At 41.5% G+C, this 20,129-nt stretch carries 15 protein-coding genes and 1 tRNA gene; 12 read left to right on the forward strand and 4 right to left on the reverse strand.

The genetic code is table 11. The features are described 5' to 3' along the window. Nucleotides 1-316: 316 nt before the first annotated feature. From guaA to J4856_RS09765, 4 genes are all read right to left on the reverse strand, one after another. Entirely contained in the window at nucleotides 317-1,861 is a 1,545-nt protein-coding gene (gene guaA / locus J4856_RS09750; protein ID WP_065367762.1) for a glutamine-hydrolyzing GMP synthase, read from the reverse strand. Between the two features lie 25 nt (nucleotides 1,862-1,886). Then, on the reverse strand, nucleotides 1,887-2,693 hold the full coding sequence (locus J4856_RS09755; RefSeq protein ID WP_025838111.1) for a sugar phosphate nucleotidyltransferase: 807 nt from the start codon (nucleotides 2,691-2,693) through the stop codon (nucleotides 1,887-1,889). 153 nt (nucleotides 2,694-2,846) lie between these two features. Then, on the reverse strand, nucleotides 2,847-3,158 hold the full coding sequence (locus J4856_RS09760; RefSeq protein ID WP_025838110.1) for an MGMT family protein: 312 nt from the start codon (nucleotides 3,156-3,158) through the stop codon (nucleotides 2,847-2,849). 186 nt (nucleotides 3,159-3,344) lie between these two features. Next, nucleotides 3,345-3,893, reverse strand: a complete 549-nt coding sequence (locus tag J4856_RS09765) for a glutathione peroxidase (RefSeq protein ID WP_025838108.1) — start codon at nucleotides 3,891-3,893, stop codon at nucleotides 3,345-3,347. A gap of 619 nt (nucleotides 3,894-4,512) precedes the next feature. Here J4856_RS09765 and J4856_RS09770 point away from each other — a divergent pair. The 12 genes from J4856_RS09770 (at nucleotide 4,513) to J4856_RS09825 (ending at nucleotide 19,903) form a co-directional block, all read left to right on the forward strand. Further along, nucleotides 4,513-4,941 (forward strand): DUF6078 family protein, encoded by a 429-nt coding sequence (locus tag J4856_RS09770; RefSeq protein ID WP_025838106.1) that lies wholly within the window; start codon nucleotides 4,513-4,515, stop codon nucleotides 4,939-4,941. A gap of 534 nt (nucleotides 4,942-5,475) precedes the next feature. Further along, nucleotides 5,476-6,750 (forward strand): hypothetical protein, encoded by a 1,275-nt coding sequence (locus J4856_RS09775; protein ID WP_025838104.1) that lies wholly within the window; start codon nucleotides 5,476-5,478, stop codon nucleotides 6,748-6,750. Nucleotides 6,751-6,937: 187 nt separating this feature from the next. Beyond that, the gene (rlmN, locus tag J4856_RS09780; protein ID WP_025838102.1) at nucleotides 6,938-8,014 is read left to right on the forward strand and encodes a dual-specificity RNA methyltransferase RlmN; all 1,077 of its coding nucleotides are present in this window, start codon (nucleotides 6,938-6,940) and stop codon (nucleotides 8,012-8,014) included. Nucleotides 8,015-8,083: 69 nt separating this feature from the next. Next, nucleotides 8,084-9,220, forward strand: coding sequence for a PdxA family dehydrogenase (locus J4856_RS09785; protein WP_025838100.1), 1,137 nt, complete (start codon nucleotides 8,084-8,086; stop codon nucleotides 9,218-9,220). Between the two features lie 47 nt (nucleotides 9,221-9,267). Next, nucleotides 9,268-10,266 carry a lysylphosphatidylglycerol synthase transmembrane domain-containing protein gene (locus J4856_RS09790; protein WP_025838098.1) on the forward strand — a complete coding sequence of 333 codons (999 nt, stop codon included), beginning with the start codon at nucleotides 9,268-9,270 and terminating at the stop codon, nucleotides 10,264-10,266. 166 nt (nucleotides 10,267-10,432) lie between these two features. Next, complete coding sequence (locus J4856_RS09795; RefSeq protein WP_025838095.1) at nucleotides 10,433-11,674, forward strand: sigma-54 interaction domain-containing protein; 1,242 nt, start codon at nucleotides 10,433-10,435, stop codon at nucleotides 11,672-11,674. A 39-nt stretch (nucleotides 11,675-11,713) separates the two neighbouring features. Continuing rightward, nucleotides 11,714-12,250, forward strand: coding sequence for an LptE family protein (locus tag J4856_RS09800; RefSeq protein ID WP_025838093.1), 537 nt, complete (start codon nucleotides 11,714-11,716; stop codon nucleotides 12,248-12,250). A gap of 71 nt (nucleotides 12,251-12,321) precedes the next feature. After that, nucleotides 12,322-13,092: a hypothetical protein gene (locus J4856_RS09805; protein ID WP_065367761.1), complete on the forward strand. Its 771-nt coding sequence runs from the start codon at nucleotides 12,322-12,324 to the stop codon at nucleotides 13,090-13,092. A gap of 9 nt (nucleotides 13,093-13,101) precedes the next feature. Next, nucleotides 13,102-13,491: a preprotein translocase subunit SecG gene (gene secG / locus J4856_RS09810; RefSeq protein ID WP_065367760.1), complete on the forward strand. Its 390-nt coding sequence runs from the start codon at nucleotides 13,102-13,104 to the stop codon at nucleotides 13,489-13,491. A gap of 89 nt (nucleotides 13,492-13,580) precedes the next feature. Beyond that, nucleotides 13,581-13,654: transfer RNA gene (locus tag J4856_RS09815), tRNA-His, on the forward strand. Nucleotides 13,655-14,415: 761 nt separating this feature from the next. Continuing rightward, nucleotides 14,416-14,820, forward strand: a complete 405-nt coding sequence (locus tag J4856_RS09820) for a hypothetical protein (RefSeq protein ID WP_025838091.1) — start codon at nucleotides 14,416-14,418, stop codon at nucleotides 14,818-14,820. Nucleotides 14,821-14,962: 142 nt separating this feature from the next. Next, nucleotides 14,963-19,903, forward strand: coding sequence for a DUF4132 domain-containing protein (locus tag J4856_RS09825; RefSeq protein WP_065367759.1), 4,941 nt, complete (start codon nucleotides 14,963-14,965; stop codon nucleotides 19,901-19,903). Nucleotides 19,904-20,129: the final 226 nt, after the last annotated feature.

Here is a 20,129-nt window from a genome sequence, read left to right on the forward strand (position 1 = left end):
ACTTACTAGATTAGTTTTATTTTAAGTTACTATCATTTTTACAACTTTATGTATCTTTCTGAACTATAGAAGGTTAAGCACTTATCACAAAACGCCACATCATTGAGGTGACGATGGCACAAATAGCGATGGAATCGTAGCAGGCAAATTACTGACATCTTTGAACACAACTTTAAAATCAAACGAAAGATAGAGTTGTAAAGTAAGTTCCCAACATAATCCCAGTAGCCTTCTTCTCTTTTTCTTTACAACATTGTATAAAGAAGAATGGGGACGCTCATACGTCCCCATTCTTCTTATATTTTATATCTTCGTCTTACTCCCACTCAATTGTTGAAGGTGGTTTTGAAGAGATATCGTAACATACACGATTAACTCCCTTCACCTTGCGGATGATTTCGTTGGAAACATCTGCCATGAAATCGTATGGGAGGTGTGCCCAGTCAGCAGTCATCGCATCCATTGAAGTTACAGCACGAAGAGCGACTGGATGCTCGTAGGTACGCTCATCACCCATCACTCCTACAGAACGAATCGTAGAAAGTAATACAGTGCCTGCCTGCCAAACATGGTCATAAAGACTTGAACCATCTGGCATTGTATAGTTATGCATCTTCTCAATATAGATATCGTCAGCATCTTGGAGGATACGTACCTTATCATGCGTGATGTCACCCAAAATACGAACAGCAAGACCAGGACCAGGGAATGGATGACGCTTGATAAGACGCTCAGGCATTCCAAGTTCATAACCTACACGGCGAACCTCATCCTTGAAAAGCCAACGGAGTGGCTCACAAAGCTGAAGATGCATCTCCTCTGGAAGTCCACCTACATTATGATGGCTCTTGATAACCATACCCGTAATGCTAAGACTCTCAATACGGTCTGGATAAATCGTACCCTGTGCGAGCCACTTTGCATCGGTAATCTTCTTTGCCTCGGCATTAAATACCTCAACGAAGTCGCGACCAATAATCTTACGCTTCTGCTCTGGATCGGTAACACCTTCCAAATCCTTAAAGAATTGATCAGATGCATCGACACCGATAACATTCAATCCAAGTCCTTTATAAGCTTCCAAAACCTTTGTAAACTCATTCTTGCGAAGCATACCATGATCAACGAAGATACAAGTAAGGTTCTTACCAATAGCCTTATTGAGCAATACTGCACAAACAGAAGAGTCAACACCACCTGAAAGACCAAGGATAACGCGGTCGTTACCCACCTGCTCACGAATCTCCTGAACAGCACTTTCAACAAAGGAAGCAGCACTCCACTCCTGCTTGCTACCACAGATATTCACAACGAAGTTCTCCAACAATTGCTTACCCTGCAATGAGTGGTAAACCTCTGGATGGAATTGTACTGCCCATACTGGCTGTGTCTTTGATGCAAAAGCAGCATACTTAACATCACCTGTAGAGGCAATAATATCATAATCCTCTGGGATTGCCGTAATCGTATCACCATGACTCATCCACACTTGCGAGCCTTTCTCAAAGCCTGCAAAAAGGCGGTTGTTAAGGTCGATACTCTCTAAGTTGGCACGACCATACTCACGTGAACCCGTCTGCTCAACCTTACCTCCATTTGAATAAGAGATGTACTGAGCACCATAACAGATGCCGAGAACAGGAATCTTACCGATAAACTGACTGAGGTCTATCTTGAAAGCCTCTGGGTCATGTACGGAATAAGGTGAGCCAGAAAGAATCACACCAATCACAGATGGGTCATCTTTCGGGAACTTGTTGTAAGGGAGGATCTCGCAGAAGGTATCCAACTCACGTACACGACGGCCGATAAGCTGTGTCGTCTGTGAGCCGAAATCCAAAATGATAATCTTCTGTTGCATGTAAATGAATTATATTTAAAGAATATCAGTTCTCCGTCTTGGAGCTTTGATAATCTGAATTTGCAATAAAGTCTTCTGCAGCTTGTAAGCTGTCAAGTTTACCTACATCAAGCAGATGGAGGTCGATTTTTAGTTCGCCACGGATATCAAGTGTGTCGCAGTTGTTGAGATAAAAGTCCATAATTGGGAACTTATCTTTATCAACAGCCTCAACTGTTTGTACCGCAGAGGGAGCTAACACGTGAATACCAGAGAAAGCACAGAGGTAGCAGTTGTTCTGATAATAAGAACTTTCTTTCTCTGTTGGTGAAACGAAATGTATCTGACGTATCTCCACATGAGGTGATTTCACCTCACCTGTAGCCACATTCGTCCAGCCAACTAAGCGCATATTGCTGTCAAACACTAAATAACGTTGTGTGATGCGATGGCTTACCAACAACATTGCATCTGCCTTTGTTTCCATAGCATGGCGATAGAATGCGGCTAAATCCACATTACTTAATATGTCAACATTATGAATCAGCACTGGCCGATGCTGATCAAAAAGCGAAGCAGCTCGCTTGATACCACCACCGGTATCAAGGAGCTGCTCTGTTTCATCAGACACATAGATATCCACACCATAGTTGTGTGTATCCAAATAGTCTGTTATCTGGTTTGCAAAATGATGTACATTGACAACCATCCGACTGCATCCTGCATCTTTCAATCTTTTAATAACATGCTCAAGCAGTGGCGCACCTCCCACCCTTACCAACGCTTTTGGCATTGTGTCAGTAAGCGGTTTCAAACGGGTACCGAGTCCGGCTGCAAAAATCATTGCCTGCATTTGCTTTTCTTTTTATGCCTACAAAATTAATGCTTTTATTTCAGTCTGCAAAGGATTGACGAACATAAATCAAAAAAGAAATTGACTTTACATTGACTTATCAACTCTGTGGCTTTGTTCTATACCATAGATCCAAAAATGACAACAGAAACATTATTCCTCTAGTCTCCATTGCCATCTTTTCATATCAACACTGCCGTTAGAACGAAATGTAATTCCCTCTTTTTCAAGTAATCTGCGCTGCTCAGGCCAGCAAGGGGCCATACATCCAGAACTATTTACCACCCTATGACAAGGCAAGGCTTCAGTTCCAGTGGCGTCACGTAGCATCTTTCCTACCAAGCGAGCATGCCTTGGATAACCTATAAGCCACGCTATTTGTCCATAACTCAGCACACGCCCACGTGGAATAGATGATACAATCTCATATACCTCTTTGCGGAATTCATCAATAATTACGGACATTTTCCTTCGTTGAACTAATATAATTAAGGAGTATGCGAATTTAGAAAGGGTTAAACCGAAAACTTCATTTCCCAGCATAATCTGCTTTAAGGAAAAATTCATTTATGGCTTAACCCCACTAAAAAACTACAACTCATTAACCATTGCCCCATTTAGGGCTATAAAAACTTACTTGTCAGTAACTGATTACAATACAGCCTCAACAGCCTTCTTAACCTCCTTGAGGTCAACAGTTGGTTCGAAGCGTGCAACAACTTCACCATTGCGGTTAATAAGGAACTTAGTGAAGTTCCACTGAATATCGTTCTGCTTACGTGGCTCTGTGTTTGCCTTGTTGTAAAGATCTTCCATAATAGCAGCCAACTTCTCCTCATAAGCACCGCCAGCATACCCCTTCTCGCTCTTCAACCAGGTGTAGAGAGGAAGCTCGTTAGCACCGTTTACCTCACTCTTCTTGAACTGTGGGAAGTCAGTACCAAACTTTGCTGTACAAAACTCGTGAATCTCCTCGTCAGTACCTGGTGCCTGATGACCGAACTGATCGCATGGAATATCAAGAATCTCAAGACCCTTCTCCTTCAGATCACGATACATTGCCTCCAACTCCTCATACTGTGGAGTGAAACCACAACCTGTTGCTGTGTTTACGATAAGAAGTACCTTACCCTTATATGTCTCGAGACTTACCTCGTTACCTTTCTTGTCTTTCAAACTGAAATCATAAACTGTTGCCATAATTCTTAATTCTTTATTAAATTATACAATATTCTTTTTAATACGTAAAGACCTTATCACGCCCACTCTACCACTTTCGAAGGAAACATTACACATAAGTATATTCTTCAGAGAAACGAAGCCTTATAAGGATCTGTACCACCATCTTCAAGCGTTTAAACTAAAAGCGTTCATACCTAAATCGGTTCCGAAACCCACCTAAGAATAGGCGAAATCAATCTTTACTTTGTTCATCCTGTACTTGTCTATTTAGGGGCGTATCACTTCCTTCCATCATTGACTACCGTCCGTGCCACGCCCCCTTTCATACTAGACGAACTAATTATCCTAACAATCTTTTTTACCTAAAATCGACTATATTATTATTTTCTATTGCAAAGATAGAAAAAGAAACTTATATCGCAAACGATTACACGTCAATTTTAACATCATTTTGCAGTTATCGTATGTTTACCGAACACTATCAAACCAACTTAACATGTTTTCTAACATACTGAAAGATTATTGCTTTATATGCTCCTATATACGAGCAAAATTTATTACTTTTGCATTTATCACCCCCCTAACATGAAAAAGAAACACCATGAACAATATTAGATTTCAAAAAACTATAAACGAAATGGAAAGCAAATACAAGTATCAAAATGCACCAGAACATTATCTTTTATGCTATAACACAACCTGCAAGAAAGCAAAGACATGCTTGCACCAGATAGTTGCATGTGAGAATATCAACAAAGAAAAAATCGTACAATGCGTAAATCCTGCCGTAAACAATGAAGAAAACTGCAACTACTATAAAGCTGACCGCATTGTACGTATAGCTTACGGCATGGAACATACGTTCGACAAAGTACTGGCAACCGACATTGCTGGTATTCGTGGTACGCTCATTAATCATTTTGGAAATGGCTCTTATTACCTTCGTCGAAATGGCAAGAAAGGCATCACACCAGCTGAACAGGAATATATCAACAGCATCTTCATTGCCTATGGATACGTAGAAGGAGCCCCTTTCGATAATTATAAAGAAGAACGGGAATGGTAAAAATCGTGTTACAGAACATTACAAAGGCTTTGTAGAGTGATTACAAGCCGTTTGTAGAGAGATTACAAAGCGCTTGTAGAAAAGCTACAAAGCCTTTGTAATACGCCGTAGTTACTCTTTTCGTACCAAAGTATTGTGCTATTTGCTTGAATAGAAGCAACTATTTTCATTTATGGTTTCGACTAATTTCTCCGTTATCACCCTTGGATTTATATCTTTTTTCGTATCTTTGTCTTACACGCTTGTACATCCTCGTTTGAGCCAGCCACCAACTAGGGCTAAAAACATTTACGCAACAAAGAGCGAAGCATCTAAAACAAGTTTGTAACACAATAATAAACTTAAAAAATAAGCAAGATATATGCCTAAGAAGAAAAAACGTCAAACAATGGGGGGCAACAGTTTCTCTCACCAGAGAAGTTCTTAAAGACGAGAGTCAGGACTTTAAAAATTGGGCGTTGCTATCGCAGTTCTCATATATTTGACATTGGAAAAGGATATGTCATAGTTACCAGATTACATACTGGCGGTAACATGAGCTTTGCCTTCTATCTCATTGACAACACCTATTGCACAGGGGTAAGAGACTCTCTTTACAAGACAAGAGTGGACCCTGAAGAGGTTTACTATATACTGGAGACTCTCAGCGAGCTTGATGAGCTTGAAGAGTGCAGTTACGAGGAAGCACATAACATTATTTATGGTGCCGTAGATTTTGCTGAGGAGATTGACATAGAACCAGACGATACTTTCAAACTCACAAAGTATATGCTGGAAGAAGACACTGAAGACATACCTCTCATCGAGTACGAATTTGGCCAAGATGGAAAACACTTCCTTATGGAAACCGACCAGTATAATGCGAGTAAATATCTTCCTAAACTGAAAAAGGCTTATGGAAATGACTTCAAATACATCTTAGGAGAGGCCACTTTTATAGGTGATGACAGTCATTATCTGAAACATGCCACGTATGGTATGGATACAAAATACACATACAAACCAAAACGTTATTCTGAGACCCTGAACATACGAAATGAATGGCTTATAGAAGAACTGAACAAACTGGAGAATTCCACTTCGTTAAGCAAACCAATAATCGACCGTATTCTAGCCCTTCCGAAGGATGAACTACGTTCTGATTTAGAAGAGATTATTCGTTATGTCATGACAATAACGAGCAATGGTATCGTCCCAAAAGGCTTTGATAAAGGAAAGTATAACGGAATATTGTTATCTTCCATAATATTTTTAGGTGAAGTCGGGAACAACGAAAGCAGTCTTGACTTGATATTGGAATGTCTCAGACAATCCGAAAATTTCCATGACTATCATTTTGGTGACATCCCTGCTGAAGTCTTTATTCCAACCTTATATAAATTAATAACAAAAGACAACTTTAATAAGTTACTCTCTTTCATGAAAGAGCCTGGACTATATACATTCTGTAAAATCTACGTATCTGATGCTATGTTAGAAATAGCAATCAAACAACCAGAATTAAAGCAGGCATGTATAGAATGGTATGTCAATCTCATCACCTTTGCTACAGAAAAACTACCAGAGGTACAATATATTGATGGCTTACTCGCTGGATTTTTGACCTCATACGTAGTTGAACTACATGCTACAGAACTTCTACCTAAATTAAAGGCTATGTATGATACAGGATGTGTGAATCAAATGCAAAGTGGAAATTTTGAAAGTGTTGAGAGAGATATCTCCGATTTAAGTATTACCCCCTACGTTGATTATGCAAAATACAATATTCACGAACAATTCGCTTTTCTGAAGTCACATTTTGACTAACCAGAAGACTGCCCTAAAAGGAAAGAGAATATATCAAAACGCAGATTCAATAAGGAAGCATGATCATGATAGTTTTGATACACTCTCCTTTTCTCTTTCATACTCCCGACACTCAAAAATGAAAGGAAAACACGAATATTAGCTATTTTTTCGTTATCTTTGCAGCAACAAAACATTGAGAACGAGAATGGAAGGTGCAAAGAAGTATTTGTTGGGAATGACACTTGGCGAACTGAAAGAGGTTGCTAAGTCGCTCGGAATGCCAGCTTTTACAGGCGGACAGATAGCCAAATGGCTCTATACACAGCATGTGAGAAGTATTGATGAGATGACGAATATCTCAAAAGCAAACAGAGAGAAACTCGCTGCTGAATATGCTATCGGCTGTAAAGAGCCGATTGATGCTCAACACTCTAAGGATGGAACCATAAAATACCTCTTCCCTACTGATAGCGGTAAGTTTGTTGAAACGGTATATATACCAGACGAAGACCGCGCCACCCTCTGCGTATCCTCACAGGTAGGTTGTAAGATGAACTGCCTTTTCTGCCAGACTGGGAAGCAGGGGTTTGAGGGTAGTCTTTCAGCGACTGACATTCTCAATCAGATTTATTCGCTCCCTGAACGTGACAAACTGACGAATATCGTCTTCATGGGGCAAGGCGAGCCAATGGATAATCTTGACAATGTTTTACGTACGACAGAAATTATGACAGCCGACTTTGGTTACGGATGGTCACCAAAGCGTATTACGGTGAGTAGCGTTGGCGTCAAAGGAAAGCTAAAGCGTTTCCTCGATGAAAGCGACTGTCACGTTGCTATCAGTATGCACACCCCTCTGCATGATCAACGTAAAGAACTGATGCCTGCAGAGAAAGGTATGTCAATTGATGGAATAATTGAATTACTACGTAATTACGATTTCTCTCATCAACGACGCTTGTCATTTGAATACATCGTCTTCAAGGACTTTAACGATAGCGAAGAACATGCAAAAGCCATCGTACAACTACTCAAGGGATTAGACTGCAGAATGAACCTTATCCGCTTCCATCCTATTCCTAACATCCCATTAAAGGGGGTTGATGATCATAAGATGGAGAAGTTCAGAAATTATCTGACACAACATGGCGTTTTCACAACTATTCGTGCCAGTCGTGGACAGGACATCTTTGCGGCCTGCGGTTTGCTCTCAACAGCAAAAAAGATTGAAGAAGAAAGAGGAAAAGGAAAAAAGGAAAATGGTAAAGAAGTAAGAAAGTAAAAAGACACAGACTACACTTGAAAACCAAAAGAGAGTTGAATATTACAATATAACACTAGATATAATTATATGAACGATAATAAAAAAATCCGCGTAGCAATCACACACGGAGATACTAATGGCATAGGATATGAGCTTATCTTTAAGACTTTTGCCGAACCAGAGATGCTGGAGCTTTGTACTCCTATCATCTATGGTTCACCAAAAGTAGCCACCTATCATCGGAACGCACTTGACATGGAAGCTAACTTCACCATCATTAAAGATGCATCAGAAGCGCAAAACGGACGACTCAACCTTTTGCCAGTCTTCGATGATGAGATAAAAGTTGAGTTGGGCGTTCCTACCGAAGAATCAGGTGTCGCAGGATTACGTGCTGTTGATAAGGCTTTAGACGACTATCGTCAGGGACTGTTTGACGTTCTCGTTACTGCTCCTATTGATAACAATGAGCACTTCCACTTCAGTGGTCAGAGCCGATATATCGAAGATCACTTGGAGACAGAGGAGCAGGGACTTTCTATCTTGATTAATGACGAGTTACGTATTGCCCTCGCCACTCGCAATCTTCCACTCCGCCAAGTGGCAGAATCTATCACAAAGGCAAGCATCATCAAAAATACGACCCTACTTTTTAAGAGTCTTCGTCGTGACTTCCGTATCACTTGTCCTCGCATCGCTGTGCTTGGTTTGAATCCTAAGGCTGGCGACAATGGTCTATTAGGTTCTGAGGAACAAGAGATTATCCTCCCTGCTATCGACGAATTGGTTGATAACGACATACAAGCCTTCGGCCCTTACCCAGCTGACACATTCTTTGGTTGTAACTATACCGAGCATTTTGATGGTATTTTAGCAATGTATTACGAGCAAGGGCTTGCTCCGTTCCGTTCACTATCTTCATGTCATGGTATCACATATACAGCAGGGCTACCACTCGTTCGTACATCTGCAGAGATACCCGATAGTCTTGCACTGGCAGGTAAGGGCATTATTGACGAACTCCCTTTCCGTCATGCTATCTACCTTGCGATAGACATCTTCCGCAATCGAATTAATTACGATGCACCAATGACTAATCCTCTTCCTAAACTTTATAAGGAAAGAAGAGACGAGAGCGACAAGGTACGCTTTGCAATTCCACGTAAGCGTGAAGATCGAACACCAAATCATGGTGAAAACTATAAGGCAAAGGAGACACACTAAGCGTGTCTTCTTTCGCTCTTTATGACTAATTTTCATTAAGAAGACCTATGAACAAAAAGTTTCAAAACATCTTCTTTATATTTGGTATGGTTGTGCTCTGTATTATGGTGTACAACCTTGACTTTGCTGATACATGGCAGAAGATTCAGCATGCTGGCTACTGGTTCTTCGCTGTTGTAATACTATGGGCTTTCTTATATATCTTCAATACCGCTGCTTGGTATACGATTATACGTAGCCAAACCCAAGACATAAAAGAACGAAAGAAAGTTTCATTTCTTTGGCTATATAAGGTAACAGTATCTGGATTTGCACTTAATTATGCAACACCTGGCGGATTAATGGGCGGTGAACCATACAGGATTATGGAACTAACCCCAAAGATTGGAACTGAACGTGCAACATCATCTGTTGTTCTTTATGCCATGACGCATATCTTTAGTCATTTTTGGTTTTGGCTTATTTCCATTTTCCTTTATATCTTAACGCAGCCAGTCAATCTACCGATGGGCATAATGTTAGCGGTGATCTTTGTGTTCTGTACATCTGCAATCTGGTTTTTCCTCACTGGATACAAGAAAGGTTTGGCTGTTCGTATGATGAACCTTGTTCGTCATATTCCATTTGTTAAACGGTGGGCAGAGCCTTTTGTAGCAAGCCATAAGGAAGAACTCGACAGAATTGATTCACAAATAGCATCACTTCATAATCAGAATCCACGCACCTTCTTCACAGTCGTTCTCCTTGAATTATCGTGCAGAATTTGTAGTGCATTGGAGATATTCTTCATCCTTTTAGTATTACTTCCGTCAGTCAATTATCTTGATTGTGTTCTCATCCTTGCCTTCACCTCTCTCTTTGCCAATATGCTCTTCTTCATTCCTCTTCAATTAGGTGGTCGTGAAGGTGGCTTCCTGATGTCAGTAAAAGGTTTAGGACTTTCGCTCGAAGCAGGTATCTTCGTTGCCTTACTTGTTCGTGTCCGCGAGCTTATTTGGACTGCGATAGGCTTATTATTAATCAAACTGGATAAGAAGAAAAAATAAGTAATCTACACTCGTTCGTTTTATACACTGCAATCTATTATCACAAAAAGAACCAAGCAAGTTAATTCAATCCTCTGAGTATTACAAAGGAAAGACCGGAAGAAAGTTGTTAAAGTCTGCCAAAATTGCAGTTTTCCCGAATTAAATAGGTAAATTTGTCAGTTAAATGGATACAACAGAATTACAGAGAACAAAACAACGATATAACATTGTTGGCAATAGCGATGGACTCAATCGCGCTTTGGATGTCGCCCTACAGGTAGCACCCACAGATTTATCTGTGCTTATCATCGGTGAGAGTGGTGTCGGCAAGGAGATTATCCCTCGTGTCATTCACGACAACTCTCCACGCCGCCGCGAGAAATACTTTGCTATTAACTGCGGTTCTATACCAGAAGGTACCATTGATAGTGAACTTTTCGGTCATGAGAAGGGTTCATTTACGGGAGCTATTGGTGAGAGTGAGGGTTATTTCGGTATAGCCAACAAGGGTACAATCTTCCTCGATGAGGTAGGAGAGCTACCAATAGCAACACAGGCTCGACTGCTTCGTGTGCTTGAGACAGGTGAATACATCCGTGTTGGAGGACAAGAAATCCGCAAGACTGATGTGCGTATTGTCGCTGCTACCAACGTAAATATGCGTAAGGCTATCAGCGAAGGTAAGTTCCGTGAGGATTTATACTATCGTCTCAATACAATCCCTATTCAAATGCCTCCGCTCCGTGATCGTGGTGAGGATATTATTCTTCTCTTTCGTCTCTTTGCGATGCAAATGGCTGAAAAGTATCGCCTCCCAAAGATTACGCTTACTGAAGAGGCTCGCCAGATTCTGTTGCAATACAAATGGCCAGGTAATGTTCGCCAATTAAAGAACATCACCGAACAGATGTCTGTACTTAGTGAGAAACGTGAGATTGACGCAAATACATTGTTGCACTTTATTCCACGCGATCAGGACAGCACCGAGTTAGCAACAATACAAAGCAATGGTTCGCACAGCTATGAGAGTGAACGTGAAGTTCTCTACAAGATTCTCTATGACTTGAAAGGTAATGTTAGCGACCTACGTCGTGAACTCAATTCCGTTCGAAAGCAGTTAGAAGAAGGCAGACAACTCAATGGCGCAAGCGGTTTCCAACCAGCTCAGACGACAGTTTCTAATCTGCCTGCTACGCCTAACAAACAAGCCATTACCTCAACAGGCACCATTGAACAAGCGGAAGATGCAGAAGCAGAAGAGATTTCTGAACCAGAGACGCTCAACCTGAATGACATTGGAAAGCAACTCGTTGAGAAAGCTTTAGAGCGTAACCATGGTAATAGGAAGAAGGCTGCACTGGAACTTGGCATCAGCGACCGCACACTCTACCGCCGCATCAGACAATACGGATTAGACAAAGATTAAGAAATAGTTACGGAAAGGGTTCTACCCTCTTAGAAAACAATGAAGATAGGAAAGAAATTCACATCTATCCACCCACTAACATGGGGTGTAATAGTAATCTGCTTGCTTTTGTTAGCAGCTTGCAGTGTATCCTATAAATTTAATGGTGCAAGTATTGATTACAGCAAGGTACACACCATTCAGATTGCCGATTTCCCTATTCGCTCAACATACGTGTGGGGACCAATGGGCCCAATGTTTAACAACCAACTGAAAGATGTCTTCGCTAATCACACACGCCTACAGCAAGTAAAACGTAATGGTGATTTGAAAATAGAAGGCGAAATCACACAGTATCAGCAACGTAACAAGAGTGTATCGAGTGAAGGTTACTCTGCGCAGACAGAACTTTCTATCACCGTTAACGTACGCTTCACAAACAATACAAATCACAATGAGGACTTTGAGCGCCAGTTCACAGCTTCAGCAAGTTATGAAACAGTCCGTAGTTTGAATTCTGTACAAGAAGAGCTTGTCACTCAGATGGTGAAAGACCTTACTGACCAGATATTCAACGCAACGGTTGCAAACTGGTAAGTCTATCAAATCATCACTTTCATTCCATTGACTATTATTCTTAACACCCTCTCATAAACAACCATCGCCCTATGGATATAGCCAATCTTATTAACCATCCGGAGAATCTAAACAAGGAGACCCTATACGATCTCCGGAGTATGCTTGCGCTTTATCCATATTATCAGCCTGCTCGTATCCTGTTGTTGCAGAATCTCTTTCTGCTCCACGACCCTACTTTTGACGACGAGTTAAGACGTGCTGCAGTATATATATCTGACCGCCATATCCTCTTCAAACTCGTTGAGGAAGCCCATTATCAGCTGACTCCACAACAAAGAAAAGCTGAAGAGCAAGCAACGATTCTCAACAACCATGCTGTTGCTAAACAAGAGCAAGATCGTACAACATCGCTTATCGATACCTTCTTGGATCAGATTCCAGAGGAGGAAGAGTTAGTACAAGAAACAGAAGGAAAACGCAAGCCAACACCTGCTGATGCAACTGTGGATTACGTTGCTTATCTATTGGAGAGCGAAAGCAAGCAAAATGAGGATGTTACTCCACAATTGAGAGGGCAAGAACTTATCGATGACTTTATCTTCAATGAAGGAGGTAAAATCACTCTACAGGAAGAAACAGAATACGAACCAGAGGAACACGACCACAATGAAACAGCTGAAAATGAAGATACTGGCTACTTCACAGAGACATTAGCAAGAATTTATATAAAACAAGGTCGATATGCTAAAGCATTAGAAATTATTAGGCGATTAAATTTGGTATATCCGAAAAAAAATCGTTACTTTGCAGACCAAATACGATTTTTGGAGAAATTGATAATAAATAACAATAAAAAATAAGACAAGAAAATGTACACGTTATTCGTAATCCTTATCGTGATTGCAGCACTCTTGATGATTGGCGTCGTTCTGATTCAAGAATCAAAGGGCGGTGGTCTTTCATCAAACTTCTCATCATCTAATGCTATCATGGGTGTTCGCAAGACTACAGACTTCGTAGAAAAGACTACTTGGGGCTTAGCTATCGCAATGGTTATTCTCAGCGTAGCTAGTGCTTACGTTGCACCTTCAGCACCAACAGATGAAAGTGTAATTGAGAATGCTGCAACACAACAAGACAATACAACAAACCCTAACAACTTGCCTAACTTCGGTGCAAGCCAGCAAAAGCAGGCTGCTCCAGCAGCAAAGGCACCAGTGGCACCTGCTACTCAAACACCAGCTGCACCAGCAAAATAAAGGGTTTTGATAAAAAAGTACGGGAAATATTTGGTCAGTCCAAATAAAACCCGTACCTTTGCACTCGCTAAAAAGAAATAGCCAATATGGTGGATGTAGTTCAGTTGGTTAGAGCGTCAGATTGTGGTTCTGAATGTCGTGGGTTCGAATCCCACCACCCACCCTTCTTAAATTAAGCGGAAATCTTTAATAGATTTCCGTTTTTTCTTTTATATGCTTAATAAGCATTGGTACTAAAACTAAGATTAGTGGTTTTGTTGTCTAATAACCGACTTAAGCAAAACAAAAACACTCTCTCCCATCATCATATTCCCATAAATAAGACCATCAAATACTTAGAGAATATGGTTAGTCTAATATTTAGCGCAGTAAAGACTCCCTAACAAGAGAAGCTATTACACATATTACAAGAATATTTTTATTTTTATTTTTGTTTGCTGTCATTTTTAACATTTCATGTAACCTTACTGATAATTAATTAGTTAGATAACGACATCGAATGATAGTAGTGACAGCAAATTTAAAACCACCTGGAAACAAAGAAATAGACTCACCCCCACTCTCACCTCGAAACAACGGGCACTACCCTATGGGATAAAAGGAAGAAGAACACATAGATTGAAAACGTCCGATTAGGCAGATTAAGCCCCTTATCATGTGCCATACAATAGAACTCAAAGAAACTTCTTATCCACAAAATACCCTCATTCCATTTCTTCTTGACAAATGTCTACACATCACTTATAAACATAATCAATACCCTTTCTTATAACTACCGAGAACCTTAAAACCTTCTTTTTAATGTTCGCCTCCATAATCTATCATCACATCCTTCCTTCCACTGAACACAAAGAAATGAGATAATATTCATTTGTTTACTAATTATTTCCTATATTTGCAAAGGGAAAGAAACACCTAAACAAAATGGAAGTACACATTGTAAAAAAGAAATTGGGGAGTAGAAAGGAATTAGACAGGTACCCTATAGAGATTGATGATACCGTCAATACGCTCGAAGCCCTACTCTACACCTTGAACCAACAAGGTCTGACAGAAGCCCAGACTCCGAAAGAGAACCATGCTTTATCCGACAGTGAAATTGCCGAACAGGCTGAGGAAGGACGCATCCGCTTTGCTGAGAACTATGGTGAAAACCATGACACGCTTGAAAAAGCAATACAACGAACGAGGCAGGCATACGACGACAGCCTCTTTAGAGTATTCATTAACGGTGAAGAAATAACAACGTGGGATACTCCCATCAAGCTTTGTCAAGGAGCAGAGATTGTCATTATCAGACTCACCATGCTCACAGGACTTTATTTCTAAGACAACCTCTTAGAAGTTCCGCTTACAAGGGCAAACTCTTAGTTTCGGCCAAAATCCATCAGTTCACAACCCCTTTCGGTTAGAAATATCACATTGACTATGAAGGATTTATCATCTGAAAACCTACTAAAAAGAATAAGATATGAAAACAAAGCAAGAACTACAGGAACACTGTAAGCTGTATATTGAAAACATCAACTTATCTAAATGCAATATATGGGAGGAGAAACTTGTAAAAAGCTGCAGGGAGGATAACTATCAATTCGGCAACTATCTGAATATTTTTTATAATCCAATCACTGAGGAAAATTTCTCTTTTCAAACAATAGAAGAACTCCTTTCCACAGGCGCAAACCTCCCTCACATTCTTCCCAAAGACTTTTCCGAACTCTTAGAAACGCATCTGAGACAACTCAAAGACCTCTCCCATACGAAAGGAATCTATCGCATAGACGTAAGAGGCGACCTCGACTTAATGGAGATAGCATCTGACATATCAGACATAATGCGAACCTTCTTTGCCACAGCTGCCTATGGACTCACTATTGACGAGCTCATCCGTGGCCAGTACCCAGATGTTACAAACTATTTCTTCTCATTCACTCCAGTCCTTACTGCTGCCATCCAACAAGGTAAACCAGAGACTATCGAAGCCGTAAAAGAGGTGTTGACCAGTGAGAACAATGTCGGAATCCTCACAAAAAGTCTCATCACTGCCATAGAGTCTAATAACAATGAGGAGTTGCATACGCTTCTGCTCAACGTGTTGAGGGCTGCAAAACTACAAGAAGGTCTACGCCAAAGTATCGTAGAATGTGGTAATGAATATAGTCTGACATTCTATAAACGGATGCTAAAAGTCATTGCTGAAGAAGGACTCCTACGTTATAGCTCCGTTAGACGGTCTGTACAGACGTGGGCAGGAATAGGCTACGAGACTGTTACCGACAAGGATATCAAAACCATCTTTGAGGGTATTTGCCTGTTCATGGACCACCCTGAGGAACGAGCAAAAGCCTATATGGGACAGAATGCACTACTCGTTTATATCGCCTTATACACCGCTGGCGCTGAAGACTTCAATGTTGCACAACATGATGCCATACAGTTAATCAACAATGAAGCACCACTTCAGAACCGTATTGCAGCCATCTACTATCTTGACCGTTCAAGTCATTTCAAAGTTACTGACCACTTCGAGTTCTTTGCAAAGCATCTGGATGATCCTTTCACAAAGGCTTTCTTCATACAACAATTAAGTTGTACAGCCAGGGAGGAGATGTATGAATATGGAAAGGTAAGCCGTGTTTCTGGAAAGAAACGTGAACTTTTTCAACAGCTTTTTGATGAGATTGTGAGATGGGAGAAGGAAGTTAAGAATAATACAGACTTCACCTTCCAAGGCTTTGAATGGTTCAGAATCCGTCTTTCGCACGAGACCTTCATCAATGCTCTGTGGGTGTTTGCCTCCCAACTAAAGACCCAAGAGTGCATTGACCACATCCTTCTTGAAAAAATGCCTAACTGGAGCGTATCCTTTACCAGATATTATAGATATGGTCAAGACGATAATCGTAAAGAACCACTACGAGCTTTTATGCAGGACTATTACCCTTTAGGCAGTCCTGAAGCACGCCGCCAGTACCTTGCAAAGAATATCTTTAGCTACGAGAAGGAGGGCTTTGAATACCTCTTGACCTTCTTCTCCAAGGAAGATTTTACCACAGCTGATATCAAGGAGATAGAGAAGAAACTGAAATCCAAGGTTTCTGACACACGTAATAAGGCTGTGCACCTCCTTCTCACCTTACCTTACTCGCTGCTGAAAGCATCTTACGAACGCTTGCAGACTACTAAAGGAGACTATATCCCAGCCGCTTTGACTGAGCTTAGGGAAGGCAGCAAACAGCTTACAAAGGACTTTGCTTCTACAAGTGAAGAGGCAAATACAATTGCTCCTACAACCTATCCCGGAGTAGAAGGTGGTTACGGTCTGTACAAGGTGGGAGACATTCCGACTATTAAGCTATCCGATCCTTTCTTGACAAAGAATGATTCGCAGTCATTCCTTGGCAAGCTATTTAATAAGATTACCGGTAAGAACCGTGCAGATGCAGGCTCTGTCTTTACCTACACCATTGACGAACTGCGCAAGCTATACACCGAACTGGAAAAGATTATAGAGGACAATGCAGACAAGGAGTATAAGAACTATTGGGGAGGAACCCAAACAATTGGTGACAATTATCTTTCCTTTACGTCTGACGAGCATACCCTTGATACACTCCCTTATCCTGAACTCTGGAAAAGTTTTCTGGCAGATCATACTCTCAAGGATGAAGATTTGTTGGGTATCTACTTAATGCTATTAGTACTTGAAGACAGCTATAGTACCGAATTCGTAGAACTTGATGCTGACAATTATCCATTCAAGAACAAGAAAAGCATTGAAACGTGGAAGTATGGCAGCCACTTCCGACTCATCGTACAAGCATTGCTCAACGATTTAGAAAAGAAGACTCCTTCCCTACTTTTCTCTCAAGCCTACTCCATTCTGGCGTTGATATTCTTCCATTGTCCAACCAACAGATACACAAGGATTTCCAGTTACGGTTCAGATGATGATGAACACGTATTCAATAGCGAACTCTTCCAGACTGCAATGAGATACGCAAGAAACTGTTGGAGAAATGAAGAAGAGTTCAAACTCTTTGCAGATATGTCAATGGCAATGTATGGGAAGTATGCGCCAATAGCCCGACTGGATAAGAACCTATACTATTCATACTATACAATCGATGCACTCATATTGTCGCGTTACAACCTTCAAGGTAAGCTGTCTGACGATGCCTTTATGGAGTTACTGCTGAATGACGAAGGAGAAGAACTACGTAATGCAGGAGATTATATCTATAATACACGAGGTCACCGACTTACTTTACTATATGAAGATGAGAAGAATGTTGACACACGTTACGGCAAAGAGACTTACAAGAATCTGGAGAGAATCATCAATAAGATAGCTCAACACCTCTTCAAAGTTGAGATGACTCGCCTCAATGCACCGACAACAGCCTCTAATATCATCATCCGTATAAGTAACGCAATGGTACTTCAGGGTGCTGAATATATGGTTACGGCAATGAAAGCATTGGGCAAAGATCACCTGATAGCAAGTAGCTACGGCACTGAAAAGCGTGCAGTGCTAACCGATATCATTGAGCGTACCTTCCCACTCGAAACAGACGAGCCAGAAATACTTAAGACAATCAAAGACGACAGACTCTTAGAGTTGGCGTATTTTGCACCGCAGTGGGTTCCACTTATCAAAGCGTATCTCAACTGGGAAGGCTTCGATCTTGCCTATTACTACTTCATTGCACATACTAAGGAGATGGGTGAAGACGAGAAGAGGGCTGCAACGGCACTCTTCACCGACCTCGACCCAGCTGATCTTGCCGATGGAGCCTTTGACGAAAAACTCTTCCACGAAGCTTATACCGTGGTTGGAGAAAAGCGTTTCTACCTGTTCTACAAGGCTGCACGATACATCGGAAACAGCAATTATCACAGTCGGGCACGTCGCTTTGCAGACACAGCACTCGGCAAGATAGACGAAGAAACCATCACAGAACAGATACACTCCAAGCGCAACAAGGATGCTGTTTGTTCATTGGGACTACTCCCTGACAAGAGCGACAAGGCTTTGCAACGACGCTATCAGCTTATACAAGCCTTCCTGAAAGAGTCTAAGCAGTATGGCGCACAGCGTCAGGCATCAGAGAAGAGGGTATGTGAGATTGCCCTACTGAACCTCTCACGTGGTGCAGGCTATGCTGACCCGATACAGCTGACGTGGCGTATGGAGAGCCAGCAGGTGACAGACAACGCTGCTTTCCTACAAGGAATAGATGTGGAGGGATACACACTGAAACTACAGTTAGCAGAGGATGGCACCAACAAACTCATCATTCAACAAGGTGAGAAGGTGTTGAAAACGGTACCTGCAAAGATTAAGAAGCACCCCGACTACCTCAATATTGCCGCTATGGGCAAGGAGTGGACAAAGCAGAGAAAGCGTGCCCGCACGATTATGGAGGATATGATGATACGCCAGACACCATTACGTCCACAGGATGTAAAGGTGATTGCTGAGAATCCTATCGTCAGTCCGATGTTCCGCTTGCTACTCCTTCGACAAGGAACAACCACAGGTTTCTATACCGACGAGGGACTGGAAACGCTCAATGGTACCCAGAAGATAAAAGCAAACGAGCCCATTACCATTACCCACGCCCAGCAACTCTATGCCGACGGCACGTGGTCAGCGTGGCAACACCTCGTCTTCAGCAAGAAGATTGTACAACCTTTCAAACAGGTATTCCGTGAGATTTACATCCCAACACCTGATGAAGCAGAACAAAACGAGTCACTTCGTTACAGTGGATATCAGATTCAGGTGAAGCAGGCAGCAGCTGCATTGCGTAGCCGTGGATGGAGTGCAGACTATGAAGGAGGTCTGCGCAAGGTATTCTATCGCCAAGGAATCTCTGTTGAACTCTATGCAAAAGCCAACTGGTTCACACCTGCCGATGTGGAGGCTCCAGCCATTGAGTATGTAAGCTTCTCATCTACACGTTCTGACAAGCAACAGAAGATTGCTGATATCGACCCTATTCTCTATAGCGAGGTGATGCGTGATGTGGATATGACAGTCAGCATAGCCTTCATTGGTGGCGTCGACCCAGAGACAGGAAACTCAACGAAAGAACTCCGTGCAGCCATTGTCAAGTGTACTGCCGAGCTGATGAAATTCAACAATGTAACGGTTTCTGACAACTTCATCCACGTCAAAGGCACACTTGCTGACTATACTATCCACCTCGGTTCAGGCAATGTGCGACAGGTTGGTGGTGTAGAGATTCCTATCATCCCCGTACATGGTCAGCACCGTGGGAAACTCTATCTCCCCTTTATGGATGAAGACCCAAAGACGGTAGAGATTGTTTCCAAAATGGTACTACTTGCAGAAGACAACAAGTTGAAAGACCCAACAATTTTGAAGTGGATTAAACGGGAATAACGTCAACAACTCTTCCGAATGACGCTGAAGATTGTAAGGATATTTTAATCATCCCTCTCCTCTCAATTTGAGAAAGGGCCGAGGATGAGCCTAAAAGAGGCCCTTCTACGTTCAAGAACATGCCCTTCAAGGGTTAAGAAGACGCTCTTCTTGGAGCAAGAAGGGCGTCTTCTTCAACACTGTTTGTAATCTACTGATTTGTTGTATGTTACAAACTTACTTTTAA

The organism is Prevotella scopos JCM 17725 (genome assembly GCF_018127785.1).
In the GTDB taxonomy this organism is placed as follows: domain Bacteria; phylum Bacteroidota; class Bacteroidia; order Bacteroidales; family Bacteroidaceae; genus Prevotella; species Prevotella scopos.

Excerpts from the sequence above, each read along its gene's own strand:
- secG (WP_065367760.1), top strand. The coding sequence starts at position 13,102 with ATGTACACGTTATTCGTAATCCTTATCGTGATTGCAGCACTCTTGATG.
- J4856_RS09760 (WP_025838110.1), bottom strand. The coding sequence starts at position 3,158 with ATGTCCGTAATTATTGATGAATTCCGCAAAGAGGTATATGAGATTGTA.
- J4856_RS09770 (WP_025838106.1), top strand. The coding sequence starts at position 4,513 with ATGGAAAGCAAATACAAGTATCAAAATGCACCAGAACATTATCTTTTA.
- J4856_RS09785 (WP_025838100.1), top strand. The coding sequence starts at position 8,084 with ATGAACGATAATAAAAAAATCCGCGTAGCAATCACACACGGAGATACT.
- J4856_RS09800 (WP_025838093.1), top strand. The coding sequence starts at position 11,714 with ATGAAGATAGGAAAGAAATTCACATCTATCCACCCACTAACATGGGGT.
- J4856_RS09820 (WP_025838091.1), top strand. The coding sequence starts at position 14,416 with ATGGAAGTACACATTGTAAAAAAGAAATTGGGGAGTAGAAAGGAATTA.
- J4856_RS09790 (WP_025838098.1), top strand. The coding sequence starts at position 9,268 with ATGAACAAAAAGTTTCAAAACATCTTCTTTATATTTGGTATGGTTGTG.
- J4856_RS09765 (WP_025838108.1), bottom strand. The coding sequence starts at position 3,893 with ATGGCAACAGTTTATGATTTCAGTTTGAAAGACAAGAAAGGTAACGAG.
- rlmN (WP_025838102.1), top strand. The coding sequence starts at position 6,938 with ATGGAAGGTGCAAAGAAGTATTTGTTGGGAATGACACTTGGCGAACTG.
- J4856_RS09825 (WP_065367759.1), top strand. The coding sequence starts at position 14,963 with ATGAAAACAAAGCAAGAACTACAGGAACACTGTAAGCTGTATATTGAA.
- J4856_RS09775 (WP_025838104.1), top strand. The coding sequence starts at position 5,476 with ATGAGCTTTGCCTTCTATCTCATTGACAACACCTATTGCACAGGGGTA.
- guaA (WP_065367762.1), bottom strand. The coding sequence starts at position 1,861 with ATGCAACAGAAGATTATCATTTTGGATTTCGGCTCACAGACGACACAG.
- J4856_RS09755 (WP_025838111.1), bottom strand. The coding sequence starts at position 2,693 with ATGCAGGCAATGATTTTTGCAGCCGGACTCGGTACCCGTTTGAAACCG.
- J4856_RS09805 (WP_065367761.1), top strand. The coding sequence starts at position 12,322 with ATGGATATAGCCAATCTTATTAACCATCCGGAGAATCTAAACAAGGAG.
- J4856_RS09795 (WP_025838095.1), top strand. The coding sequence starts at position 10,433 with ATGGATACAACAGAATTACAGAGAACAAAACAACGATATAACATTGTT.